Origin of the sequence: Duganella sp. Leaf126 (genome assembly GCF_001423125.1) — a bacterium.
GTDB lineage: Bacteria > Pseudomonadota > Gammaproteobacteria > Burkholderiales > Burkholderiaceae_D > Rugamonas.
Genome location: NZ_LMNW01000032.1, coordinates 258418 through 278444, shown reverse-complemented (window position 1 = coordinate 278444; position 20027 = coordinate 258418). Strand labels below are relative to the sequence as shown.

The 20027-nt window shown below is 65.8% G+C and carries 17 protein-coding genes; 10 read left to right on the top strand and 7 right to left on the bottom strand.

Translation table 11 applies throughout. The features are described from left to right. Positions 1-3: 3 nt before the first annotated feature. The 3 genes from ASF61_RS17995 (at position 4) to ASF61_RS17985 (ending at position 4731) form a co-directional block, all read left to right on the top strand. Positions 4-1131, top strand: a complete 1128-nt coding sequence (locus tag ASF61_RS17995; protein WP_082491787.1) for an aminopeptidase — start codon at positions 4-6, stop codon at positions 1129-1131. A 211-nt stretch (positions 1132-1342) separates the two neighbouring features. Further along, positions 1343-3016: a long-chain-fatty-acid--CoA ligase gene (locus ASF61_RS17990; protein WP_056158918.1), complete on the top strand. Its 1674-nt coding sequence runs from the start codon at positions 1343-1345 to the stop codon at positions 3014-3016. Between the two features lie 44 nt (positions 3017-3060). Next, complete coding sequence (locus tag ASF61_RS17985) at positions 3061-4731, top strand: long-chain-fatty-acid--CoA ligase (RefSeq protein WP_056158915.1); 1671 nt, start codon at positions 3061-3063, stop codon at positions 4729-4731. A gap of 4 nt (positions 4732-4735) precedes the next feature. Here the strand turns inward: ASF61_RS17985 and ASF61_RS17980 are convergent, their stop codons facing one another. From ASF61_RS17980 to ASF61_RS17970, 3 genes are read right to left on the bottom strand one after another with little or no spacing between them, the layout of a single operon-like run. After that, positions 4736-6352 (bottom strand): alkaline phosphatase, encoded by a 1617-nt coding sequence (locus tag ASF61_RS17980; RefSeq protein ID WP_056158913.1) that lies wholly within the window; start codon positions 6350-6352, stop codon positions 4736-4738. An 8-nt stretch (positions 6353-6360) separates the two neighbouring features. Continuing rightward, positions 6361-6549: a hypothetical protein gene (locus ASF61_RS17975; protein WP_056158908.1), complete on the bottom strand. Its 189-nt coding sequence runs from the start codon at positions 6547-6549 to the stop codon at positions 6361-6363. Continuing rightward, positions 6546-7001 (bottom strand): acyl-CoA thioesterase, encoded by a 456-nt coding sequence (locus ASF61_RS17970; protein ID WP_056158905.1) that lies wholly within the window; start codon positions 6999-7001, stop codon positions 6546-6548. Before ASF61_RS17970 ends, ASF61_RS17975 begins: the two co-directional genes overlap by 4 nt. Positions 7002-7105: 104 nt before the next feature. Here ASF61_RS17970 and ASF61_RS17965 point away from each other — a divergent pair, with 104 nt between their 5' ends. Continuing rightward, a complete protein-coding gene (locus ASF61_RS17965) occupies positions 7106-8947 on the top strand; it encodes an ABC transporter ATP-binding protein/permease (RefSeq protein WP_056158901.1) in 1842 nt (613 codons plus the stop codon). 51 nt (positions 8948-8998) lie between these two features. On the opposite strand, the gene ASF61_RS17960 is transcribed toward ASF61_RS17965, so the two are convergent. Then, positions 8999-10255, bottom strand: coding sequence for a dicarboxylate/amino acid:cation symporter (locus ASF61_RS17960; RefSeq protein ID WP_056158899.1), 1257 nt, complete (start codon positions 10253-10255; stop codon positions 8999-9001). 197 nt (positions 10256-10452) lie between these two features. Between ASF61_RS17960 and ASF61_RS17955 the strand changes: the two genes are divergently transcribed. After that, positions 10453-11178: an amino acid ABC transporter ATP-binding protein gene (locus tag ASF61_RS17955; RefSeq protein WP_056158896.1), complete on the top strand. Its 726-nt coding sequence runs from the start codon at positions 10453-10455 to the stop codon at positions 11176-11178. Positions 11179-11210: 32 nt separating this feature from the next. Here ASF61_RS17955 and ASF61_RS17950 read toward each other — a convergent pair whose 3' ends face one another. Both ASF61_RS17950 and ASF61_RS17945 read right to left on the bottom strand, forming a co-directional pair. Next, positions 11211-11669, bottom strand: coding sequence for a type II toxin-antitoxin system VapC family toxin (locus tag ASF61_RS17950; protein WP_056158893.1), 459 nt, complete (start codon positions 11667-11669; stop codon positions 11211-11213). Further along, positions 11657-11920, bottom strand: coding sequence for an AbrB/MazE/SpoVT family DNA-binding domain-containing protein (locus ASF61_RS17945; RefSeq protein ID WP_156369633.1), 264 nt, complete (start codon positions 11918-11920; stop codon positions 11657-11659). Before ASF61_RS17945 ends, ASF61_RS17950 begins: the two co-directional genes overlap by 13 nt. A gap of 135 nt (positions 11921-12055) precedes the next feature. On the opposite strand from ASF61_RS17945, the gene pyrC reads away from it, so the two are divergent. The 4 genes from pyrC (at position 12056) to ASF61_RS17925 (ending at position 16535) form a co-directional block, all read left to right on the top strand. After that, the gene (pyrC, locus tag ASF61_RS17940) at positions 12056-13108 is read left to right on the top strand and encodes a dihydroorotase (protein ID WP_056158886.1); all 1053 of its coding nucleotides are present in this window, start codon (positions 12056-12058) and stop codon (positions 13106-13108) included. A 2-nt stretch (positions 13109-13110) separates the two neighbouring features. Beyond that, complete coding sequence (locus ASF61_RS17935; protein WP_229205910.1) at positions 13111-13911, top strand: DUF3025 domain-containing protein; 801 nt, start codon at positions 13111-13113, stop codon at positions 13909-13911. A gap of 175 nt (positions 13912-14086) precedes the next feature. Then, positions 14087-15082 (top strand): Gfo/Idh/MocA family protein, encoded by a 996-nt coding sequence (locus ASF61_RS17930; protein ID WP_056158882.1) that lies wholly within the window; start codon positions 14087-14089, stop codon positions 15080-15082. Positions 15083-15317: 235 nt separating this feature from the next. Further along, the gene (locus tag ASF61_RS17925; RefSeq protein ID WP_056158880.1) at positions 15318-16535 is read left to right on the top strand and encodes an MFS transporter; all 1218 of its coding nucleotides are present in this window, start codon (positions 15318-15320) and stop codon (positions 16533-16535) included. Positions 16536-16777: 242 nt separating this feature from the next. Here the strand turns inward: ASF61_RS17925 and recG are convergent, their stop codons facing one another. Then, the gene (gene recG / locus ASF61_RS17920) at positions 16778-18856 is read right to left on the bottom strand and encodes an ATP-dependent DNA helicase RecG (protein ID WP_056159005.1); all 2079 of its coding nucleotides are present in this window, start codon (positions 18854-18856) and stop codon (positions 16778-16780) included. A gap of 134 nt (positions 18857-18990) precedes the next feature. On the opposite strand from recG, the gene queA reads away from it, so the two are divergent. Further along, entirely contained in the window at positions 18991-20016 is a 1026-nt protein-coding gene (gene queA / locus ASF61_RS17915) for a tRNA preQ1(34) S-adenosylmethionine ribosyltransferase-isomerase QueA (RefSeq protein WP_056158877.1), read from the top strand. The last annotated feature ends 11 nt before the right edge of the window (positions 20017-20027 follow it).

The following is a 20027-nucleotide window of genomic DNA, read 5'->3' as shown; positions in this document are numbered from 1 at the left end:
TGTATGCGCCCATCTGTCCGCCGCTTCATGCGCACCAGGTATTGGCTGCTGACGGCGTGCACGCTGGCGCTGCTGGCCGGCTGCACCCAGTTCAGGTATTACATGCAGGCCGCGCAGGGACAATATTCGCTGTGGTCGGACGCCCGTCCGATCGATGACTGGCTCGGCGACCCGGCCACCGATCCGCAACTCAAGGCCCGGCTCGAGAAAGCGCTGCTGATCCGCCGCTTCGCGGTCCAGGAGCTGAGCCTGCCCAACAACGGCAGCTACAAGAACTATGCCGCGCTGTCACGCCCGTTCGTGCTGTGGAACGTGGTGGCCACGCCCGAGCTGTCGCTGCGGCCGATCCAGTGGTGCTTCCCGATCGCCGGCTGCGTCAGCTACCGCGGCTACTACAGCAAGCAAGACGCCACCGCCTATGCCGACGAACTGCGCGGCGAAGGCAACGACGTGCAGGTGGGCGGTGTGCCCGCGTATTCGACGCTGGGCTGGTTCAGCGATCCGCTGCTGTCGACCTTCATCAACTATTCGGACGCGGAACTGGCGCGCATGGTGTTTCACGAGCTGGCGCACCAGGTCGTGTACGTGCCCGGCGACACCCAGTTCAACGAAAGCTTCGCCACCGCCGTGGAGGAGGCCGGCGTCCAGCGCTGGCTGGCCTTGTACGGCACCGACGAGATGCGCCTGGCCTATGCACGATACAACAGCCGCCGCGCCGACTTCCTGGCCCTGCTGGTCCGGCACCGGCAAATGCTGGAAGCTAACTACGCCAGCAAGACCAGCGTGCGGCACCGCCGCGCCGAGAAGGCGCGCATCTTCGCCCACCTGCAGGCCGACTACCAGCAGCTCAAGCAAAGCTGGGGCGGCTATGCCGGCTACGACCGCTGGTTTGCCGAACCGCTGACCAATGCCCACCTGAGTGCGGTCGGGACCTACCATGATTACTTGCCAGCATTCAAAAGCCTACTCAGGCAAGAAAGAACGTTCGTGCGTTTTTATGGTGCGGTGCAAAAATTGGCGGCGCTCGATCCGCTTCAACGCCAACAGCGGCTGGAACAACTGGCGCACACTGCAGCAGACGAAAGCGCCCAGGGCCAAGACCAACAAACAGCCGCGCCCGGTACGCTGTGATGCTGCTTTGCAGCATGATTTGCCACCATTAACGGGTTAGAAGCGGCGTTCTAATTATGTTTAAATGCGCTTGCGTCCGCGTCATCTGCCCGATAGCATCGCGTTATCAGCAGGCTCGGGCAGTACGCGCAGACGTCACGCCACCCTGGTCCGGCCCCATGCGCCGGCCAGCAACCATAACGATAACCACAACGAGACAAGAGGCGCAGGCATGGAAAAAATCTGGTTGAAGTCCTATCCGCCCGGCATGCCGGCAGAGATCGACACTGCACAGTATGGCTCCCTGGTGCAGCTGCTGGAAGAATCGTTTCGCAAGTACGCAGACCGCAATGCCTATGTCTGCATGGATCAGCACCTGACTTACGCCGAGCTCGACAACTATTCGAAACGCCTGGGCGCCTGGCTACAAAGCCGCGGCATGAAGCAGGGCGCGCGCGTGGGCATCATGATGCCCAATGTGCTGCAATACCCGGTCGCCATCGCTGCCATCCTGCGCGCCGGCTATACCGTGGTCAACATCAACCCGCTCTACACGCCGCGCGAGCTCGAGCACCAGCTCAACGACTCCGGCTGCAGCGCCATCGTCATCCTGGAAAACTTCGCCCACACGCTCGAACAGGTGCTCGCCCGCACCCAGGTCAAGCACGTGATCGTCGCCAGCATGGGCGAGATGCTGGGCTTTGCCAAAGGATTGCTGGTCAATTTCGTGGTGCGCAACGTCAAGCACCTGGTGCCGGCGTATTCGCTGCCCAATGCCGTGCGCTTCAAGTCTGCCCTCTCGCACGGCGCCGGCATGAAGCTGACACCGGTCGCGGTGGCCCCCGGCGATCCTGCCTTCCTGCAGTACACGGGCGGCACCACCGGCGTCGCCAAGGGCGCGGTCCTGACCCACCAGAACGTGATCGCCAACATGCTGCAAATCGAGCAGTGGGCCGAGCCGGCCGTGGGCGTGGTGCAGGGCCAGCCGGTGATGGTGGCGGCACTGCCGCTGTACCATATCTTTGCGCTGACCGTGTGCGCCATGTGGGGCATGCGCAGCGGCATGCTCAACCTGCTGATTCCCAACCCGCGCGATATCGGCGGCTTCATCAAGGAGCTGGCCAAGTACCGCTTCAACATGCTGCCGGCAGTAAACACCCTGTACAACGGCCTGCTCAACCATCCGCAGTTCGCCAGCCTCGATTTCTCGGGCTTGAAGCTCAGCTTTGGCGGCGGCATGGCGGTGCAGCAGGTCGTGGCCGAGCGCTGGTTCAAGGCCACCGGCTCACCGATCATCGAAGGCTATGGCCTGTCCGAAACGGCGCCGGTCGCCACCTGCAACCGCGGCGACGCGGTGGCCTTCAGCGGCACCATCGGCTTGCCTATCCCTTCGACCGACGTGGCCATCCTCGACGACGACGGCCACGAAGTACCGCTGGGCCAGCCTGGCGAGATTGCCATCCGTGGCCCGCAGGTAATGGCCGGCTACTGGAACCGTCCGGACGAGACCGCCAAAGTGATGACCGCCGACGGCTACTTCAAGTCCGGTGACATCGGCATCATGGATGAAGGCGGCTACGTGAAAATCGTCGACCGCAAGAAGGACATGATCCTGGTCTCGGGTTTCAATGTCTACCCGAACGAAATCGAGGACGTGGTGGCCGCTCACCCTGGCGTGCTCGAGTGCGCCTGCGTGGGCGTGCCCGACGCGCACGCGGGCGAGGCGGTCAAGGTCTTCGTGGTGCGCAAGGATCCGAACCTGACCGTGGAAACCCTGGCAGCCTACTGCAAGCAAAACCTGACCGGCTACAAGAAGCCGAAATACATCGAATTCCGGGACGAACTGCCGAAGACCAATGTCGGCAAGATCCTGCGGCGCAAGCTGCGCGACGCCGAACCCGCATGACGGATGTGACAGACAACGAACGCGAACGAAAAGGCTGTACAACGATGGAAAAAATCTGGCTCAAGTCCTACCCGCAAGGCGTCCCGGCGGAGATCGACAGCACGCAATTCCGCTCGATCACCCACCTGCTGGAAGAAGCGTTCCGCAAGTACGCCGACCGCAACGCCTATGTGTGCATGGACAAGTTCCTGACCTACCGCGAACTGGACCAGTTGTCGCAACAGATGGGCGCCTGGCTGCAAAGCCTGGGCATGGCGCCGGGCGCGCGGGTGGCGATCATGATGCCGAACGTGTTGCAGTACCCGGTGGCGATGGCGGCCATCCTGCGCGCCGGCTACACGGTGGTCAACGTCAACCCGCTGTATACGCCGCGCGAACTGCAGCACCAGCTGATCGACGCCGGCGCCGAGGCCATCATCGTGCTGGAAAACTTTGCCACCACCTTGCAGCAGGTGATCGCCAACACCAGCGTCAGACACGTGGTGGTGGCGTCGATGGGCGACATGCTGGGGCTGGTCAAAGGGACGATCGTCAACCTGGTGGTGCGCAAGGTGAAAAAGCTGGTGCCCGCCTACACGCTGCCCGGCGCCATCACGTTCAACAAGATGATGGCCGCTGCCGCCGGCATGCGCTTGAAGCCGGTGCCGCAGGGGCACGACGACATCGCCTTCTTGCAGTACACGGGCGGCACCACGGGCGTGTCGAAGGGCGCAGTGCTGCTGCACCGGAATATCATCGCCAACGTGCTGCAGAACGAGGCCTGGCTGCAGTTCAAGCACACGGGCGAACAACTGGTGTTCGTGGCGGCGCTGCCGCTGTACCACATCTATTCGCTGACCGTGAGCGCCTTCATGGGCATGCGCATGGGCGGCCTGACGCTGTTGATTCCGAACCCGCGCGACATTCCCGGCTTCGTCAAGGAGCTGGCCAAGTACCGCGTGGCGGTGCTGCCTGCCGTCAATACCCTGTACAACGCGCTGCTCAACAACCCGGACTTCGCCAAGCTCGATTTTTCCAGCTACTCGGTGTGCAACGGCGGCGGCATGGCCGTGCAGAAGGCCGTCGCCGACAAGTGGCTGAAGGTGACCGGCACGCCGATCATCGAAGGATACGGCCTGTCCGAAACCTCGCCGGTGGCCACCGCCAACTGCATCGATATCAAGGAGTTCACCGGCACCATCGGCTTGCCGATCCCATCGACCGACGTGATCATCATCGACGACGACGGCCGCGAAGTGCCGCTGGGCCAGACCGGCGAGATCGCCATCCGCGGGCCGCAGGTGATGGCCGGCTACTGGCAGCGCGCCGACGAGACGGCCAAGACCATGACGGCCGACGGTTTCTTCAAGACCGGCGACATCGGCATCATGGACGAGCGCGGCTACACCCGCATCGTCGACCGCAAGAAGGACATGATCATCGTCTCCGGCTTCAATGTGTACCCGAACGAAGTGGAAGGCGTGGTGGCCGCGCACCCGGGCGTGCTGGAAGTGGCCTGCATCGGCGTGCCGGACAAGAATTCGGGCGAGGCCGTCAAGCTGTTCGTGGTGCGCAAGGATCCGGCGCTGACCAGCGAACAGTTGCTGGACTTCTGCAAGCACGAACTGACCGCGTACAAGAAGCCGAAGTTCATCGAGTTCCGCGACGAGCTGCCGAAGACCAACGTCGGCAAGATCCTGCGGCGCCAGCTGCGCGACGAAAAGGCTGCCGCCTGAGTCCCTACAGCTTCACCACCCCGGCCCGGCCACTGCGCACCACGAAGCTGGCCGCGGTGGCCAGCGCGCTCTGGGCATCGTGCACATCGGCCAGCGCCTGGAAGTGCGCGGTGGTCGCCGCCGGCGTCACGTCGAGCAGCATGAAGCCGCGCCGGTCGCTCCTGCCATACTTGATGCCCGGGTTGATCGCCACGTAGTCGTCGGTGCGCTGCTGCGGCCGGGACGGCGACGTGATCGAGGTGCCGCACAATTCGCTGGCCAGCACCGGGTTGCTGCGCGAAGCCGCCCGCGTCGGATGGCGGGTGATCTCGGCTGCGAAAAAGCTGTGGACGTCGCCCGACAACACCAGCGGGTTGCTGGCGCCGCTGGTCTGCAGCGCCTCGAGCAGCCGCGCACGCGCCAGCGGATAACCATCCCAGCCATCGGTCCAGATGCGGACATCGTCTTCCCGTTTGAACGGCAGCTGGCTGTTTTGCGCCATCAGCGTTTGCTGGGCCAGGATGTTCCAGCGCGCCGGCGACGAGGCCAGGCCGTCGTCGAGCCAGCGCTGCTGGGCGTCGCCGAGCATGGTGCGGCCAGGGTCGCCAAGCGCCGGGCAGTCGCGCCGCAGCACCGAGGTGGAACCGCCGCGCCCCATGGGCGGGCAGGCATGCCAGGCGCGGTACTGGCGGTCGTCGAGCACGTGGAAGCGCGCCAGCCGCCCCCAGTCGTAGCGCTGGTAGATGCGCAGGTTGGCGAAATCGCCGGGCTTGGGGACCGACAGGCGCAGCGGCATGTGTTCATAAAAGGCCTGGTAGGCCGCAGCGCGGCGCTGCACGAAGCGCGGATCGAGGCGTTCGTCGCGGTCGGCCGCGTAATCGTTGGCCACTTCGTGGTCGTCCCAGGTGACGATCCATGGCGCTGCATGGTGCGCCGCCTGCAGCTGGGCGTCGCTCTTGTACTGGGCATAGCGACTGCGGTAGTCGGCCAGCGTGAACGATTCCGACACCCGCACCGCGCGCTGCGGATGCTGGCGCTGGTACGGTCCCCACTCGTAGATGTAGTCGCCCAAAAAAGCCACCAGGTCCGGTGCGGCCGCAGCGATGTGGCCGTGGGCGGCATAGGTTCCGAACTCCCAGTGCTGGCACGAGGCCACGGCCAGCTTCAGGCGCGCCGGCATGCTGTGCGCGGCCGGCGCGGTGCGGGTGCGGCCCACGGGGCTGACGGCGTCGCCGAGCATGAAGCGGTAATAGTACCAGCGGTCAGGCGCGAGACCCCGGACGTCGACATGCACGCTGTGCGCCAGCGCCGGTATGGCGCTGGCCGTGCCCCGGGCCACGATGCGGGCGAAGCGGTCGTCGTCCGCGACCTCCCAGCGCACCGGCAGCGCTACTGCAGGGGTGGCGGCGGCGTCGAACGGATCGGCGAGGATGCGGGTCCAGATGACCACCGCATCGGGCAGCGGCGAGCCGGAGGCCACGCCCAGGCCGAAGGGATAGGCGCTGCGGACGCTGGCGGGCGTCGCGTTGCGGGCGCCGCTGCCGCTGGTACTGCTGGTGCTGCTGTCATGGCACGCCGCCAGCGTGGCCAGTCCGGCCAGGTGGCCGGCGGTGGCGAGGAAGATGCGGCGATGCTGGTCCATGGCGCCGGTCAGCGCCGCCGCTTGCCGGCCAGGCGGTCGGGCTGCGCATGATGCTGGCGCGCCGGACCGGTCGGCGGCGACGCACCCGTGCACTGCGCCCGCTTGAGCGGCTGCCTGGCCATGGTGGCGCGCCAGACCGCCGGCGCGCCGGGCACCCGGCAGCACGCGCGACTGCGCATCGTGCGCGGGCCGGTCATACCGGCTGCGCGTGGATCAGCGTTTCGATCGGCGGCACCTTGCGCGGCTTGCGGTCGGAGTCGGTCGCCACGTAGGTGAGCACGGCCTCGGTGACCTTGACGGTGTCGGCCTGCAGGCGGTTGCGCTCTGCGTACACCTCGACGTTGACGGTGATCGACGTATTGCCGACCTTGACGATGTCGGCATAGAACGACAGCAGGTCGCCCACGAACACGGGGTTCTTGAACAGGAAGGAGTTGACGGCGATGGTGGCCACGCGGCCATTGGCGCGGCGCGTGGCCGGCAGCGAACCGGCGATGTCCACCTGCGCCATGATCCAGCCGCCGAACACGTCGCCATAGACGTTGGCGTCGGACGGGGAGGGCATCATGCGCAATTCCGGCATTTTCCCTGCGGGCAGGCCCCGGTTGATGGTGGTGATGGCAAGCGGGGTGTTTTCTGGGGTGGTCATCGTGAAATCTCTGCAAGGGCTACAATGATCAGGATTGAACCATAAAAAGCTTGCCGCTGCCCACCCGCCCACCGTTTCAATACCGTACCCACATCGTATCCACCATGCGCCGTTACCCCAATTCGCCAGCCGACGCCAGCGTGCCGCCGACGCCCCGTACCCGTACCGATATCGCCACCCTGAAAACCCTGCTGCCCTACCTGTGGGTGTACAAGTGGCGTGTGCTGCTGGCGCTGGGCTGCCTGGTGGGGGCCAAGCTGGCCAACGTCGGCGTGCCGGTCGTGATGAAGCGGCTGATCGATTCGCTCACCATCACGCCCCAGCACCCGCAGGCGCTGCTGGTGCTGCCGGTGGCGGCGCTGGTCGTGTATGGCCTGCTGCGCCTGTCCACCACCGTGTTTACCGAGCTGCGCGAATTCCTGTTCGCGCGCGTCACCCAGCGCGCCGTGCGCACCATTGCGCTGCAGGTGTTCCGCCACCTGCACGCGCTGTCGCTGCGCTTCCACCTGAACCGCCAGACCGGCGGCATGACGCGCGACATCGAGCGCGGCACGCGCGCGGTCGGTTCGCTGATCTCGTACACGCTGTTCAACATCCTGCCCACCCTGGTCGAGATCACGCTGGTGCTGGGCTACCTGGTGCTGCACTACGATATCTGGTTCAGCGTGATCACGGTGGTGGCGCTGGTGTCGTACATCACCTTCACGGTCACCGTGACCAACTGGCGCACGCACTTCCGCCGCACCATGAACGACCTCGATTCGCGCGCCAACACCAGGGCGATCGACTCGCTGATCAACTACGAGACGGTCAAGTACTTCGGCAACGAGGACTACGAAGCCAAACGCTACGACGAAGGCCTGCAGCGCTACGAGTCGGCCGCGGTCAGGTCGCAGACCTCGCTCTCGGTCCTGAACACGGGGCAGTCGCTGATCATCGCGGTGGCGGTCACGCTGATCCTGTGGCGCGCCACCGTGGGCGTGATCGCCGGCACCATGACGCTGGGCGACCTGGTGCTGGTCAATTCGTTCATGATCCAGCTGTACATTCCGCTCAACTTCCTCGGCGTGATCTACCGCGAGATCAAGCAAAGCCTGGCCGACATGGAAAAGCTGTTCGCGCTGCTGGACCAGAACCGCGAAATCGCCGACGCCAGGGACGCGCAGCCGCTCGTGGCGCACGGGGCGGAAGTGCGCTTCAACCATGTCGATTTCAGCTACGAGGCCAAGCGCCAGATCCTGTTCGACGTCGATTTCACGATCGCCCCCGGCACCACCACGGCGGTGGTGGGGCACAGCGGCTCGGGCAAGTCGACCCTGTCGCGGTTGCTGTTCCGCTTCTACGAGGTCAATGCCGGCAGCATCACCATCGACGGCCAGGACCTGCGCGCGCTGACCCAGGACTCGGTGCGCCACGCGATCGGCATCGTGCCGCAGGATACGGTGCTGTTCAACGACACCATCGCCTACAACATCGCTTACGGCAAGCCTGGCGCCACGCACGAAGACATCGTGGCAGCTGCACGGGCGGCATCGATCCACGACTTCGTGGAAAGCCTGCCCGACGGTTACGCCACCGTGGTCGGCGAACGGGGACTGAAGTTGTCGGGCGGCGAAAAGCAGCGCGTGGCGATCGCCCGCACCCTGCTCAAGAACCCGGCAATCCTGATTTTTGACGAGGCCACCTCGGCGCTCGATTCGAAGGCGGAACAGGCGATCCAGGCCCAATTGAAAGAGATCGCCAGAAGCCGCACCACGCTGATCATCGCGCACCGCCTGTCCACGGTGGCCGACGCACGGCAAATCCTGGTGCTCGACCAGGGCCGCATCGTCGAACGGGGCACCCACCAGGCCTTGCTGGCAGCCGACGGCCTGTACGCGCAGATGTGGCAGCGGCAGCAGGCCAGGCAGGAGCAGGGCGCGCTGCAGGAAGCGCCGGCGCCATGAAAAAAGCCCGTTCAGGCGACTGAACGGGCTTTTTTTCCGAGGCGGGACGCGTCAGGCGGCCTGCCTGGTCATTGCCTCGTCGCCGGGATGGGCCAGCTCGCCCTCCCACTTGGCCACCACTGCTGCAGCGACCCCGTTGCCCACCACGTTGGTAGCCGAGCGCGCCATGTCGAGGAAGTGGTCGATGCCGAGCAGCAGCAGCAGGCCCGCTTCCGGAATCTTGAACTGGCTCAGGGTGGCGGCAATCACCACCAGCGAGGCGCGCGGCACGCCGGCAATGCCTTTCGAGGTGACCATCAGCACGCCCATCATGGTGATCTGTTCGGCCAGCGTCATCTCGATGCCGTAGGCCTGGGCGATGAAGACGGTGGCGAAGGTGCAGTACATCATCGAGCCGTCGAGGTTGAACGAGTAGCCGATCGGCAGCACGAACGAGGCGATGCGGTTGCGCACGCCGAAACGCTCGAGGCCTTCGAGCGTCTTCGGATACGCCGCTTCGCTCGAGGCGGTGGAAAACGCCAGCAGGGCCGGACCGCGCAGTTCACCCATCAGGCCGAAGACGCGCTTTTTCAGGAACAGGAAGCCGGCCAAGATCAGCAGCCCCCACAGCAGCATGATGCCGAAGTAGAACTCGGCCATGAACACGCCGTAGGTGGACAGCACCCCGAGGCCGCTCTTGGCGACAGTGCCGGCCACGGCCGCAAACACGGCGACTGGTGCGAATGACATCACGTAGCCGGTCACCTTGAGCATGATGTGGGCCAGGCCGTCGAGCGCGTCGATCAGGATGCGCGCCTTTTCGCCGATGGCGGCGGCAGCGATGCCGAAGAACAGCGAGAACACGACGATCTGCAGGATCTCGTTCTTGGCCATGCCGTCGATGATCGACGCCGGCACCAGGTGGGTGACGAAGTCCTTGAGCGAGAGCGAGGACGCGGCGATGCCGGTGTTGGACGCAGCGGTGGACATGTGACCGAGCAGCGCGTCACCGGGACGGAAGATATTGACCAGCACCAGGCCCAGGCTCAGCGACATGACCGACGCCAGGAAGAACCAGCCCATGGTCTTGATGCCGATACGACCGACTTCGCTGGCGTCGCCCATGCGCGCAATGCCGACCACCAGCGTGGCAAATACCAGCGGCGCGATGATCATCTTGATCAGGCGCAGGAACACGGTGGTCAGCAGGGACATCGCGTCGACGAAGCCGGTAGGTGCCGCCACGTTGGCGTTGACGAGATAACCGGTCACAATGCCGAGCACCAGGGCAAGCAGGATGTAAGTGGTCAATCGGCTTTTTTTCTGCATATTCTGAGCTTCCCTGTGATAGTGTCTCGATGGATCGGGCCCATGCCAGCCTTGCAGTGTGCTAAAACCGATCTGCTAAAACATTAAGCACTCCAGCGAGTAAGTGACGCAGTATCCTTGCGGGCAGGGTCACTGTCAAGCATGCGTGGACGCCATTGCACACCGATCCTGCCCTGCGCTCCCGTGGCGACAAAAATATGATAGTGATAAGTAATCTCAGCAAGTGGTACGGGCGATTCCAGGTGCTGGCCGACTGCAGCACCGCGGTCGCCAAGGGCGACGTGGTGGTCATTTGCGGCCCGTCCGGCTCCGGCAAATCGACGCTGATCAAGACCGTCAACGGCCTGGAACCGTTCCAGCAGGGCCGTATCACGGTCGATGGCGTGGCCGTCGGCGATCCGCGCACCGACCTGCCCGCGCTGCGCGCCCGCATCGGCATGGTGTTCCAGAACTTCGAGCTGTTCCCGCACCTGACGGTGCGGCAGAACCTGACGCTGGGCCAGGTCCGGGTACTGGGCCGCAGCGAAGACGAAGCTGTCGCGCGCGGCCTGCACTACCTGGACCGGGTCGGCCTGCTGGCGCAGCAGGACAAGTTCCCGGGCCAGCTGTCGGGCGGCCAGCAGCAGCGCGTGGCAATCGCCCGCGCGCTGTCGATGGACCCGATCGCCATGCTGTTCGACGAACCGACCTCGGCGCTGGACCCGGAAATGATCAACGAGGTGCTCGACGTGATGGTAGGGCTGGCGCAGGAAGGCATGACCATGATGGTGGTCACCCACGAAATGGGCTTTGCCCGCAAGGTGGCCAACCGCGTGCTGTTCATGGATCAGGGCCGGATTGTCGAAGACTGCAGCAGCGAAGCATTTTTCACCACCCCGCGCTCGGAGCGGGCCCGCGCGTTCCTGGGGCGGGTCATCCGGTAACCGTCTGCCCGGACAGCACTCGCATGGAGACGTTACTGCGGCAGCAGTGTGTCCAGTTGCACGACGGCGATATGCTCGCGCGTGCGGATGGACTTATCGTTCGTAACGAAGAATTTGCAGGCTGCGGCACAGGCAGTCGCCATATGAATGGCGTCGATGAAACGCAGCCGTTCCTCGCCCCGCAAGCGCGCGGCATGGTCGAGTATCGCACTGTCGTGGGGAAGTATGGTCAGGAAGTCCCTGGACAGGAAAAAGTTGCGCGTCGTGGCAATCAGGCGCGGATCCCTCTTGCGATATGGCCCCACCATGGTTTCTGCTACGGCGATTTCCCCGGTAAATCCCAGAATGGCTTTGTGAGCGATGGCCCGCAAGACCGGCTCGGCAGCCGAAAAGAATGGCGAATTTCCTTCAAGAAAATAAATAAAGACGTTCGTGTCCACATACACGCGCTGGCCGCGCATCGCCTCAAGCACCGGGATTACCTGTCCCATGATGCGCGGTCTTGCGCCACATGCCATTCAACTTCGGCGGCTGTCTCGCCCCAGGCGCCTTGGCTGGCGCCGGCATAGCCCAGCATCGACAACGGATCGGAAACGGCAGCGGGCGCACTTGCGGGGCGCAAGATGATGGCGCCATTTGCATAGGATGCATCCAGTACATCATCGGGTCGCCATCCGGCCTGTGCAATGATGTCTGCCGGCAGCGTCAGGCGCCGCAGTTTCTCTAAACGAATCCTGGACATGTCTGTCTCCTTCGCCCAAAGCTTCATCCTACACTTCTGGGCCAGCAGTTCAAGCGACCGGGGCGGGAGGGACGCCAGGTGGCCGCGCAACAGGTAAAATATCGCCATTCCGCCGTCCTCCCTGAAAGCTCCGCCATGTCCGACTTCGCTTCTCTCCCCGACAGCCTTACCATCACCCGTCCCGACGACTGGCATTTGCACCTGCGCGATGGCGCCACGCTGGCCAGCGTGCTGCCGCACAGTGCGCGCCAGTTTGCGCGCGCGATCGTGATGCCGAACCTGAAGCCGCCCGTCACCACCGCCGCTGCTGCCATCGCCTACCGCGAGCGCATCCTGGCCGTGCTGCCGGCCGGGATGGCGTTCGAGCCCCTGATGACGCTGTACCTGACCAATAACACGCCGCCCGATGAAATCGTGCGCGCGCAGGAGAGCGGCGTGGTGCACGCGGTCAAGCTGTACCCGGCCGGCGCCACCACCAACTCGGACGCCGGCGTGACCGACATCGCCAACTGCTACAAGACGCTGGAGATGATGCAGGAAGTAGGCATGCCGCTGCTGGTACACGGCGAGGTGACCGACCATGACATCGACCTGTTCGACCGCGAGGCCGTGTTCATCGAGCGCGTGATGCGCCCGCTGCGGCGCGATTTCCCGGCCCTGAAAATCGTCTTCGAGCACATCACCACCAAGGATGCAGCGCAATACGTGGCCGAAGCGGAAGGCCCGATCGCGGCCACCATCACCGCCCACCACCTGCTGTACAACCGCAACGAGATCTTCAAGGGCGGCATCCGCCCCCATTACTACTGCCTGCCCGTGCTCAAGCGCGAGGAGCACCGGCTGGCGCTGGTCACCGCCGCCACCAGCGGCGACGAGCGCTTCTTCCTCGGCACCGACTCGGCGCCGCACGCGCAGGGCGCCAAGGAAGCCGCCTGCGGCTGCGCCGGCTGCTACACGGCGCTGCACGCGATGGAGCTCTATACCGAGGCGTTCGCGCGCGCCGGCGCCCTCGACAAGCTCGAAGCCTTCGCCAGCTTCAACGGCCCGGATTTCTACGACCTGCCGCGCAACACCGGTACCATCACCCTGAAGCGCGAACCCTGGACCTTGCCCGCGCTGCTGCCGCTGGCCGACCAGCAGGTGGTGCCGCTCAACGCCGGCGAAACCATCGCCTGGAAAATGGTCTGAGCGTGTCGCCCGCGCTGCCGCCGATCGACTGGTCGCAGCCCTGGTACGCGTCGGTCCGCGACGTGGGGGAAGGGCTGCGCAGCGGGCGCCACTTCCGCGACAGCTTCAGCGCACAAGCGGCCGCGCTGGGCCTGCGCAACCACGCCGGCCTGCCGCTGTCGTTCGTGCCGCAGGAAGCGCTGCCCGATGGCACGGCATACGAAGCCTTTATCGGCGCCACCGGCGGCGTGCCCACGCGCGACAACCTGCACGATTTCTTCAATGGCCTGGTGTGGCTGAGCTTCCCGCGCATCAAGGTGCAGCTCAATGCCCTGCAGGCGGCGCAGATCGCCCGCGACGGCGTCGGCAGATCGCGCGGCCCCGCGCGCGACGGCGCCACCATCTTCGACGAAAACGCGGCGCTGCTGGTGGTGCGCGATGGCGCGGCCGGCCAGGCGCTGACCGCCGCGCTGCGCGAACACCGCTGGCGCGCAGCGTTTCTCGATCAGCGCGCCCGCTTCGGCGCCGATGCCGAGGTCTGGTTGTTCGGCCACGCGCTGATGGAAAAACTGGTCGCGCCGCGCAAGGCGATCACCGCCCATACCCGCGTGGTGCGCGCCGGCGACGCATTTTTTGGCCTGGGCCACGCCGCCCGCCGTGCCTGGATCGACGCCGCCGTGGCGCACGAGCTGGCCACCCAGACGCTCACCACCGCCGACTTCATGCCGATGCAGGTGCTGGGCGTGCCGGGCTGGTGGCCCGGCCAGGATGCCGATTTTTACGACGACGCCAGCGTCTTTCGTCCGCCCCGCGCCGTGCGCTGAGCGGGTGAGCTGCCAGCCGCGCGATCGCCGGCGTCGCGACAGCCAGCCGCCCAGGAACGTGCGGTGGTGCGGCGCCCCATGGCGCAACAGCGCCACGCGGACCGCGCCCCGCAGTACAATGTCATTTCGCCAATCTCCTAACCGACCGCCGCCCACGCGGCAGAAAGAACACGCCATGACGCAAGACATCCGCTGGGGCATACTGGGCACCGGAAAAATCGCCAAGGCTTTCGCCAGCGCCTTGCAGGACACGCCCGGCGCCACGTTGGCCGCGGTGGCGTCGCGCAGCGTAGATAGCGCTACCAAATTCGGTGCCGCGTTTGGCGCGCAGCGCGCCCACGGCAGTTACCAGGCGCTGGCCGACGATGCCGGGGTCGATGTCGTCTACATCGCCACCCCGCACCCGATGCACCACGAAAACGCGCTGATGTGCCTGAATGCGGGCAAGGGCGTGCTGGTGGAAAAATCGTTCACCATGAACCGCCGCGAGGCGGCCGACATCATCGACCTGGCGCGCGCCAAAAACCTGTTCGTGATGGAGGCGATGTGGACCCGCTTCCTGCCGGCCGTGATCGAGGCCAAGCGCATCGTCGACAGCGGCGAGATCGGCACGCCGGCCAATATCACCGCCGATTTCGGTTTCACGTCCGACGCCGGCCCCGAGCACCGCCTGTTCAATCCTGCGCTCGGCGGCGGCGCGCTGCTCGACCTCGGCATCTACCCGCTGTCGATTGCCGCCTTCTTCCTCGGTGACGTCACCGGCGTGCAGGCGCAGGCACAAATGACAGAAACCGGCGTCGACATGCAGACCGCGTTCACCCTGACCCACGCAGGCGGCGGCCTGTCGTCGTGCCTGTGCAGCCTGCGCTCGCGCACGGCCACCGAGCTGACGATTGCCGGCACCCGCGGTTATGTGCGCCTGTCCGACCGCTTCCACAACACCGAATCCTTCAGCGTGACCGTGATCGATGGCGCCAGCCGCAGCGAGCGCACGGTGACCGTGCCGCGCAGCGGCAACGGCTACACCCACGAGGCGCAGGAAGTGGGGCGCTGCCTGCGCGCCGGCCTGATCGAAAGCCCGGTCATGCCGCACGCCGAAACCCTGAGCCTGATGGGTACGCTCGACGCGATCCGCGCCCAGATCGGCCTGCGCTATCCGGCTGACGCCTGAGTGGCCTGCGCTCCCCGGCCGACGTCTAGGTAGGTGGTCTGCGCTACCCGGCCAACGCGTGAGTGGCCTGCACTACCCGGCCGACGGCTTAATGGGGCGGGGCCCTCAGCCATCAGCCATCAGCCGTTAGCCGTTAGCCGCTACAATAGTCAGAGGCGCCGCACAGAGCGACCAAGCCGCACTGCATAGCGCCGCCCGCATTTCCCGATGTCGATACGCCCACCAGGATGCCGTCATGTTCGTTGCCGCCCGCGCCCCGTCCCTGAAAACCGTGCTGCTTGCCACCGGTGTCGTGCTGACGCTGGCGATGGGCGTGCGCCACGGCTTCGGCTTTTGGATGCAGCCGATTTCGCAGGCCAACGGCTGGACCCGCGAAACCTATTCGCTGGCGATGGCGCTGCAAAACCTGCTGTGGGGCGTGTTCGGCCCGTTTGCCGGCATGGCGGCCGACCGCTACGGCACCATGCGCGTGGTGCTGGTCGGCGCGCTGTCGTACATGGCCGGCCTGCTGTGGATGGCGCTGACCACTGATTCGACCTTGTTCGTGCTCGGCTCGGGCGTGTTCATTGGCCTGGGGCTGGCCTGCACTGCGTTCGGTGCGGTCAGCGGCATCATCGGCCGCACCGCACCGGTCGTTCGGCGCTCGTGGGCGTTCGGCATCTCGGGCGCGGCCAGCTCGTTCGGCCAGTTCGTGATGATGCCCATCGAGCAGCAGCTGATCTCGACGATCGGCTGGCAGCAAGCGTTTTTCGTGCTGGCGGCAGTGGTGGTGGCGCTGATGGTGCCGATGGCCTTTTTCCTGCGCGAGCCGGCGGTGGTGCACGACGACGGCCCGCGCCAGAGCGTGGCCGAGGCGATCGGCGAGGCTGCGCGCAACCGCTCCTTCCTGCTGCTGGTGGTCGGCTATTTCGTGTGCGGCTTCCAGCTGGTGTTCGTCGGCGTCCACCTGCCGGCCTACCTGAAGGACCAGGGCGTGCTCGATCCCGGCGTGGCGGTGCTGGCGCTGGCGCTGATTGGCCTGTTCAACATCATCGGTTCCTACCACGCGGGCAAGCTCGGCGGCCGCTTCCCCAAGCGCTACCTGCTCTCCGCGATCTATTTCTCGCGCGCGCTGGTGATCGGCACCTTCGTGTTGCTGCCGCTGTCGCCGCTGAGCGTGTACCTGTTCGCGGCTGCCATCGGCGTGCTGTGGCTGTCCACGGTGCCGCTCACCAACGGCATCATCGCCGGCATCTTCGGCGTCAGGCACCTGTCGATGCTGGCCGGGATGGTGTTCTTTTCGCACCAGGTGGGCAGCTTCCTCGGCGTCTGGCTCGGCGGTTACCTGTACACGCTGCTGGGCAGCTACGACGTGGTGTGGGCGATTGCGATCGCGCTCAGCGTGCTGGCCGGCCTGGTCAACCTGCCGATCAACGAACGCCCGCTGCCGCGCAGCGGCTTGCAGGTGGCGTGATGAAGGCCTGGGCATGGCGCGCAGTGCTGGCGGCGGTACTGGCGCTGGTGTTCCTGGCGTATCTGCAGCCGGGGTTTGTGGTGGATCTGGCGAATCGCGTCTACCTGTGCTTCTAGCGTCTTAGTCCGTCGATTCGTCATCCGTTCGCAGGCGGGGATCCAGTTTATCTACGTATCGCGGGGATTGGATTTCCGCCTGCGCGGGAACGGCGGCTTTTCGTGCACGGTCTCCAGGGCTCTTCGCTATACTTTCAGGAACTCCTCGCGGCCGCCGAGCCAGCGCGACAGGTGCGCTTCGACGGTCGCCATGGCATCCGGCGTGCCCGCGTGCAGCAGCTCGTGCGCCACGTCGCGCGCCTGGTCCACCAGCCAGCCGTCCGTCTCCAGGTCGGCAAAGCGCAGCATCGCCTGGCCCGACTGGCGCGCGCCCAGGAATTCGCCGGGACCGCGTATCTCCAGGTCGCGCCGCGCGATCTCGAAACCGTCGGTGGTCTCGCGCATCGTCATCAGGCGCTGCTTGGCGATGCCGCCCAGCGGGCTCTGGTACAGCAGCAGGCAGACGCTGGCCGCCGACCCCCGGCCCACGCGCCCGCGCAGCTGGTGCAGCTGCGACAGGCCGAAACGTTCGGCGTGCTCGATCACCATCAGCGAGGCGTTCGGCACGTCCACGCCCACCTCGATCACGGTGGTGGCCACCAGCACCTGCATGTCGTTGGCGATAAACGCGTCCATGATGGCCTGCTTTTCCGCCGGCTTCAGGCGACCGTGGACCAGGCCCACATGGAGGTCGGGCAGGGCCTCGGCCAGCAGCGCGTGGGTGTCGGTGGCCGTTTGCAGCTGCAGCGCTTCCGATTCCTCGATCAGCGGACACACCCAGTACACCTGGCGGCCTTCCAGCGCGGCCGCATGCACCCGTTCGATCACTTCGTCACGGCGGTTCTGGTCGATGGTGCGGGTGACGATCGGCGTGCGGCCGGGCGGCAGTTCGTCGATCACCGACACCTCGAGGTCGGCGTAATAGGTCATGGCCAGCGTGCGTGGGATCGGCGTGGCCGACATCATCAGCTGGTGCGGAATCGCGCCCTCGTTGCCCTTGTTGCGCAGGGTCAGGCGCTGGCCGACGCCGAAGCGGTGCTGTTCGTCGACGATCACCAGGCCCAGGTTGGCAAACACCACGGCGTCCTGGATCAGCGCATGGGTGCCCACCACCAGCCGCGCCTCGCCCGATTCGATCATGTCGTAGGCGGCCTGCTTGTCCTTTTTTTTCAGGCTGCCGGTCAGCCACGCCACCTTCACGCCGAGCGGCTCCATCCAGGCGGCGATCTTGCGGAAGTGCTGTTCGGCCAGGATTTCGGTGGGCGCCATCAGCGCGGCCTGGAAGCCGCTGTCGATGGCCTGGGCGGCAGCGAGCGCCGAGACCACGGTCTTGCCGCTGCCGACATCGCCCTGCAGCAGCCGCTGCATCGGGTAGGGCTGGCGCAGGTCGGCGCGGATCTCGGCCAGCACGCGCTGCTGGGCGCCGGTCAGCTGGAACGGCAGCGCAGCCTGGAACTGCGCCGACAGTTGCCCGGCCACCTTGAGCACGGCCGCCCCCTTGGCGCGGCGCGCGTGCTGCGCGCGCTTGAGCGAGAGCTGCTGCGCCAGCAGCTCGTCGAATTTCACCCGCGTCCAGGCCGGGTGCGAGCGGTCGGCCAGTGCGTGTTCGTCGATCTGCTGCGGCGGATAATGGAGCAGTTTGACGGCCGGCTCGAAGTCGGCCAGCTGCAGCGCCGCGCGCACGGCCGCCGGCACGGTGTCGGTCCAGTCCACGCGTTTCATGGCCTCGCCGATGGCGCGCCGCAGGACCGGCTGCGACAGGCCTTCGCCGGACGGGTACACCGGCGTCAGTGACGTGGGCAGCGGCGCGCCTTGGTTGACGATCTTGTAGGCCGGGTGCACCATCTCGGCGCCGAAGAAGCCGTGCTTGAGTTCTCCGCGCGCGCGCACCCGCGTGCCCTCGGCCAGCTGCTTGACCTGACTGCCGTAGAAATTCATGAAGCGCAGCTGCAGCTCGCCCGTGCCGTCGGCGATGTGCACCAGCAGCTGGCGGCGTGGCTTGAAGGTGATCTCGTTCTTGACCACGACGCCCTCGACCTGCGAGGTGTCGCCGCCGTGCAGGCGCGCTTCCTCGATGGTGATGACCTGCGTCTCGTCCTCGTAGCGCATGGGCAGGTGCAGCACCAGGTCCATGTCGGTGTGCAGGCCCAGCCGTGCCAGCTTGACCTCGGAGCTGACGGTCTTCCTGGCGGGCTTGGAGGGGCTGTTGGTGGCGGCGACGGGCATATTGGAGCGTTTTTCGAACACTAGCGTAAAATAGAGGGTTGGCCGTGACAAAACCACGGCGGCAACGCCGGTATTGTAAGGCTAGCCATCGAGAGTAGCACCCCCGATTTTTCAACCGTTTTCACAACTTCGCCATGTATTCGCTTTCCGATTTCGATTTTAACTTGCCCCAGGAGCGCATTGCGCAATTTCCGCTGCCCGACCGCACGGCCTCGCGCCTGCTGCACCTGGACGGCGCGCAGGTCATCGACCGCCAGTTCACCGACATCGTGGACCTGTTGCAGGCCGGCGACCTGCTGGTGATGAACGACACGCGCGTGCTCAAGGCGCGCTTCTTCGGCACCAAGGAAAGCGGCGGCAAGGTCGAAGCGCTGGTCGAGCGGGTGCTCGACAACCGCACCGTGCTGGCGCAGGTACGGGCTTCGCGCTCGCCCCTGGCCGGCACCAGGATGCGCCTGGCCGATGCCTTCGAGGTCACTGTCGGCGAGCGCGCCGGCGAATTTTTCACGCTGCATTTCGACGCCGACGTGTTCGACCTGATCGAAGCGTACGGCCGCCTGCCGCTGCCGCCGTATATCGAGCACGATGCCGATGCCTTCGACGAGAACCGCTACCAGACCGTGTTCAACAAGGTGCCGGGCGCGGTGGCGGCGCCCACCGCCGGCCTGCACTTCGACCAGGCGCTGCTCGATACCCTGAAAGCCAAGGGCGTCAACTTCGCCTTCGTCACGCTGCACGTGGGCGCCGGCACGTTCCAGCCGGTGCGCAATGAAAAACTGTCCGAGCACCAGATGCACACCGAGTGGTACACCATGCCGCAGGAGACGGTGGACGCGGTGCGCGCCGCGCGCGCGGCCGGCCGCGACGTGGTGGCGGTCGGCACCACCAGCCTGCGCGCGCTGGAATCGGCCTCGCAGCGCGGCCAGCTCGAAGCGGGCAGCGCCGACACTGCGCTGTTCATCACGCCCGGCTACCGCTTCAAGACGGTCACCCGGCTGATCACCAATTTCCACCTGCCCAAGTCGACGCTGCTGATGCTGGTGTCGGCCTTTGCCGGCTACGACGAGATCCGCGCCGCCTACGCCCACGCGATCGCCAACGACTACCGCTTCTTCAGCTATGGCGATGCCATGCTGCTGACGACGCAGGCACGCGCCTAATCCAAGCAATA

What these genes read in the sequence shown, in the direction of transcription:
- ASF61_RS17960 (WP_056158899.1), bottom strand. Translation starts at nt 10,255, where the DNA reads ATGCAGAAAAAAAGCCGATTGACCACTTACATCCTGCTTGCCCTGGTG.
- ASF61_RS17975 (WP_056158908.1), bottom strand. Translation starts at nt 6,549, where the DNA reads ATGACCGGCCCGCGCACGATGCGCAGTCGCGCGTGCTGCCGGGTGCCC.
- ASF61_RS17925 (WP_056158880.1), top strand. Translation starts at nt 15,318, where the DNA reads ATGTTCGTTGCCGCCCGCGCCCCGTCCCTGAAAACCGTGCTGCTTGCC.
- queA (WP_056158877.1), top strand. Translation starts at nt 18,991, where the DNA reads ATGTATTCGCTTTCCGATTTCGATTTTAACTTGCCCCAGGAGCGCATT.
- ASF61_RS17950 (WP_056158893.1), bottom strand. Translation starts at nt 11,669, where the DNA reads ATGGGACAGGTAATCCCGGTGCTTGAGGCGATGCGCGGCCAGCGCGTG.
- ASF61_RS17955 (WP_056158896.1), top strand. Translation starts at nt 10,453, where the DNA reads ATGATAGTGATAAGTAATCTCAGCAAGTGGTACGGGCGATTCCAGGTG.
- pyrC (WP_056158886.1), top strand. Translation starts at nt 12,056, where the DNA reads ATGTCCGACTTCGCTTCTCTCCCCGACAGCCTTACCATCACCCGTCCC.
- recG (WP_056159005.1), bottom strand. Translation starts at nt 18,856, where the DNA reads ATGCCCGTCGCCGCCACCAACAGCCCCTCCAAGCCCGCCAGGAAGACC.
- ASF61_RS17970 (WP_056158905.1), bottom strand. Translation starts at nt 7,001, where the DNA reads ATGACCACCCCAGAAAACACCCCGCTTGCCATCACCACCATCAACCGG.
- ASF61_RS17965 (WP_056158901.1), top strand. Translation starts at nt 7,106, where the DNA reads ATGCGCCGTTACCCCAATTCGCCAGCCGACGCCAGCGTGCCGCCGACG.
- ASF61_RS17945 (WP_156369633.1), bottom strand. Translation starts at nt 11,920, where the DNA reads ATGTCCAGGATTCGTTTAGAGAAACTGCGGCGCCTGACGCTGCCGGCA.
- ASF61_RS17980 (WP_056158913.1), bottom strand. Translation starts at nt 6,352, where the DNA reads ATGGACCAGCATCGCCGCATCTTCCTCGCCACCGCCGGCCACCTGGCC.
- ASF61_RS17930 (WP_056158882.1), top strand. Translation starts at nt 14,087, where the DNA reads ATGACGCAAGACATCCGCTGGGGCATACTGGGCACCGGAAAAATCGCC.
- ASF61_RS17985 (WP_056158915.1), top strand. Translation starts at nt 3,061, where the DNA reads ATGGAAAAAATCTGGCTCAAGTCCTACCCGCAAGGCGTCCCGGCGGAG.
- ASF61_RS17995 (WP_082491787.1), top strand. Translation starts at nt 4, where the DNA reads ATGCGCCCATCTGTCCGCCGCTTCATGCGCACCAGGTATTGGCTGCTG.
- ASF61_RS17990 (WP_056158918.1), top strand. Translation starts at nt 1,343, where the DNA reads ATGGAAAAAATCTGGTTGAAGTCCTATCCGCCCGGCATGCCGGCAGAG.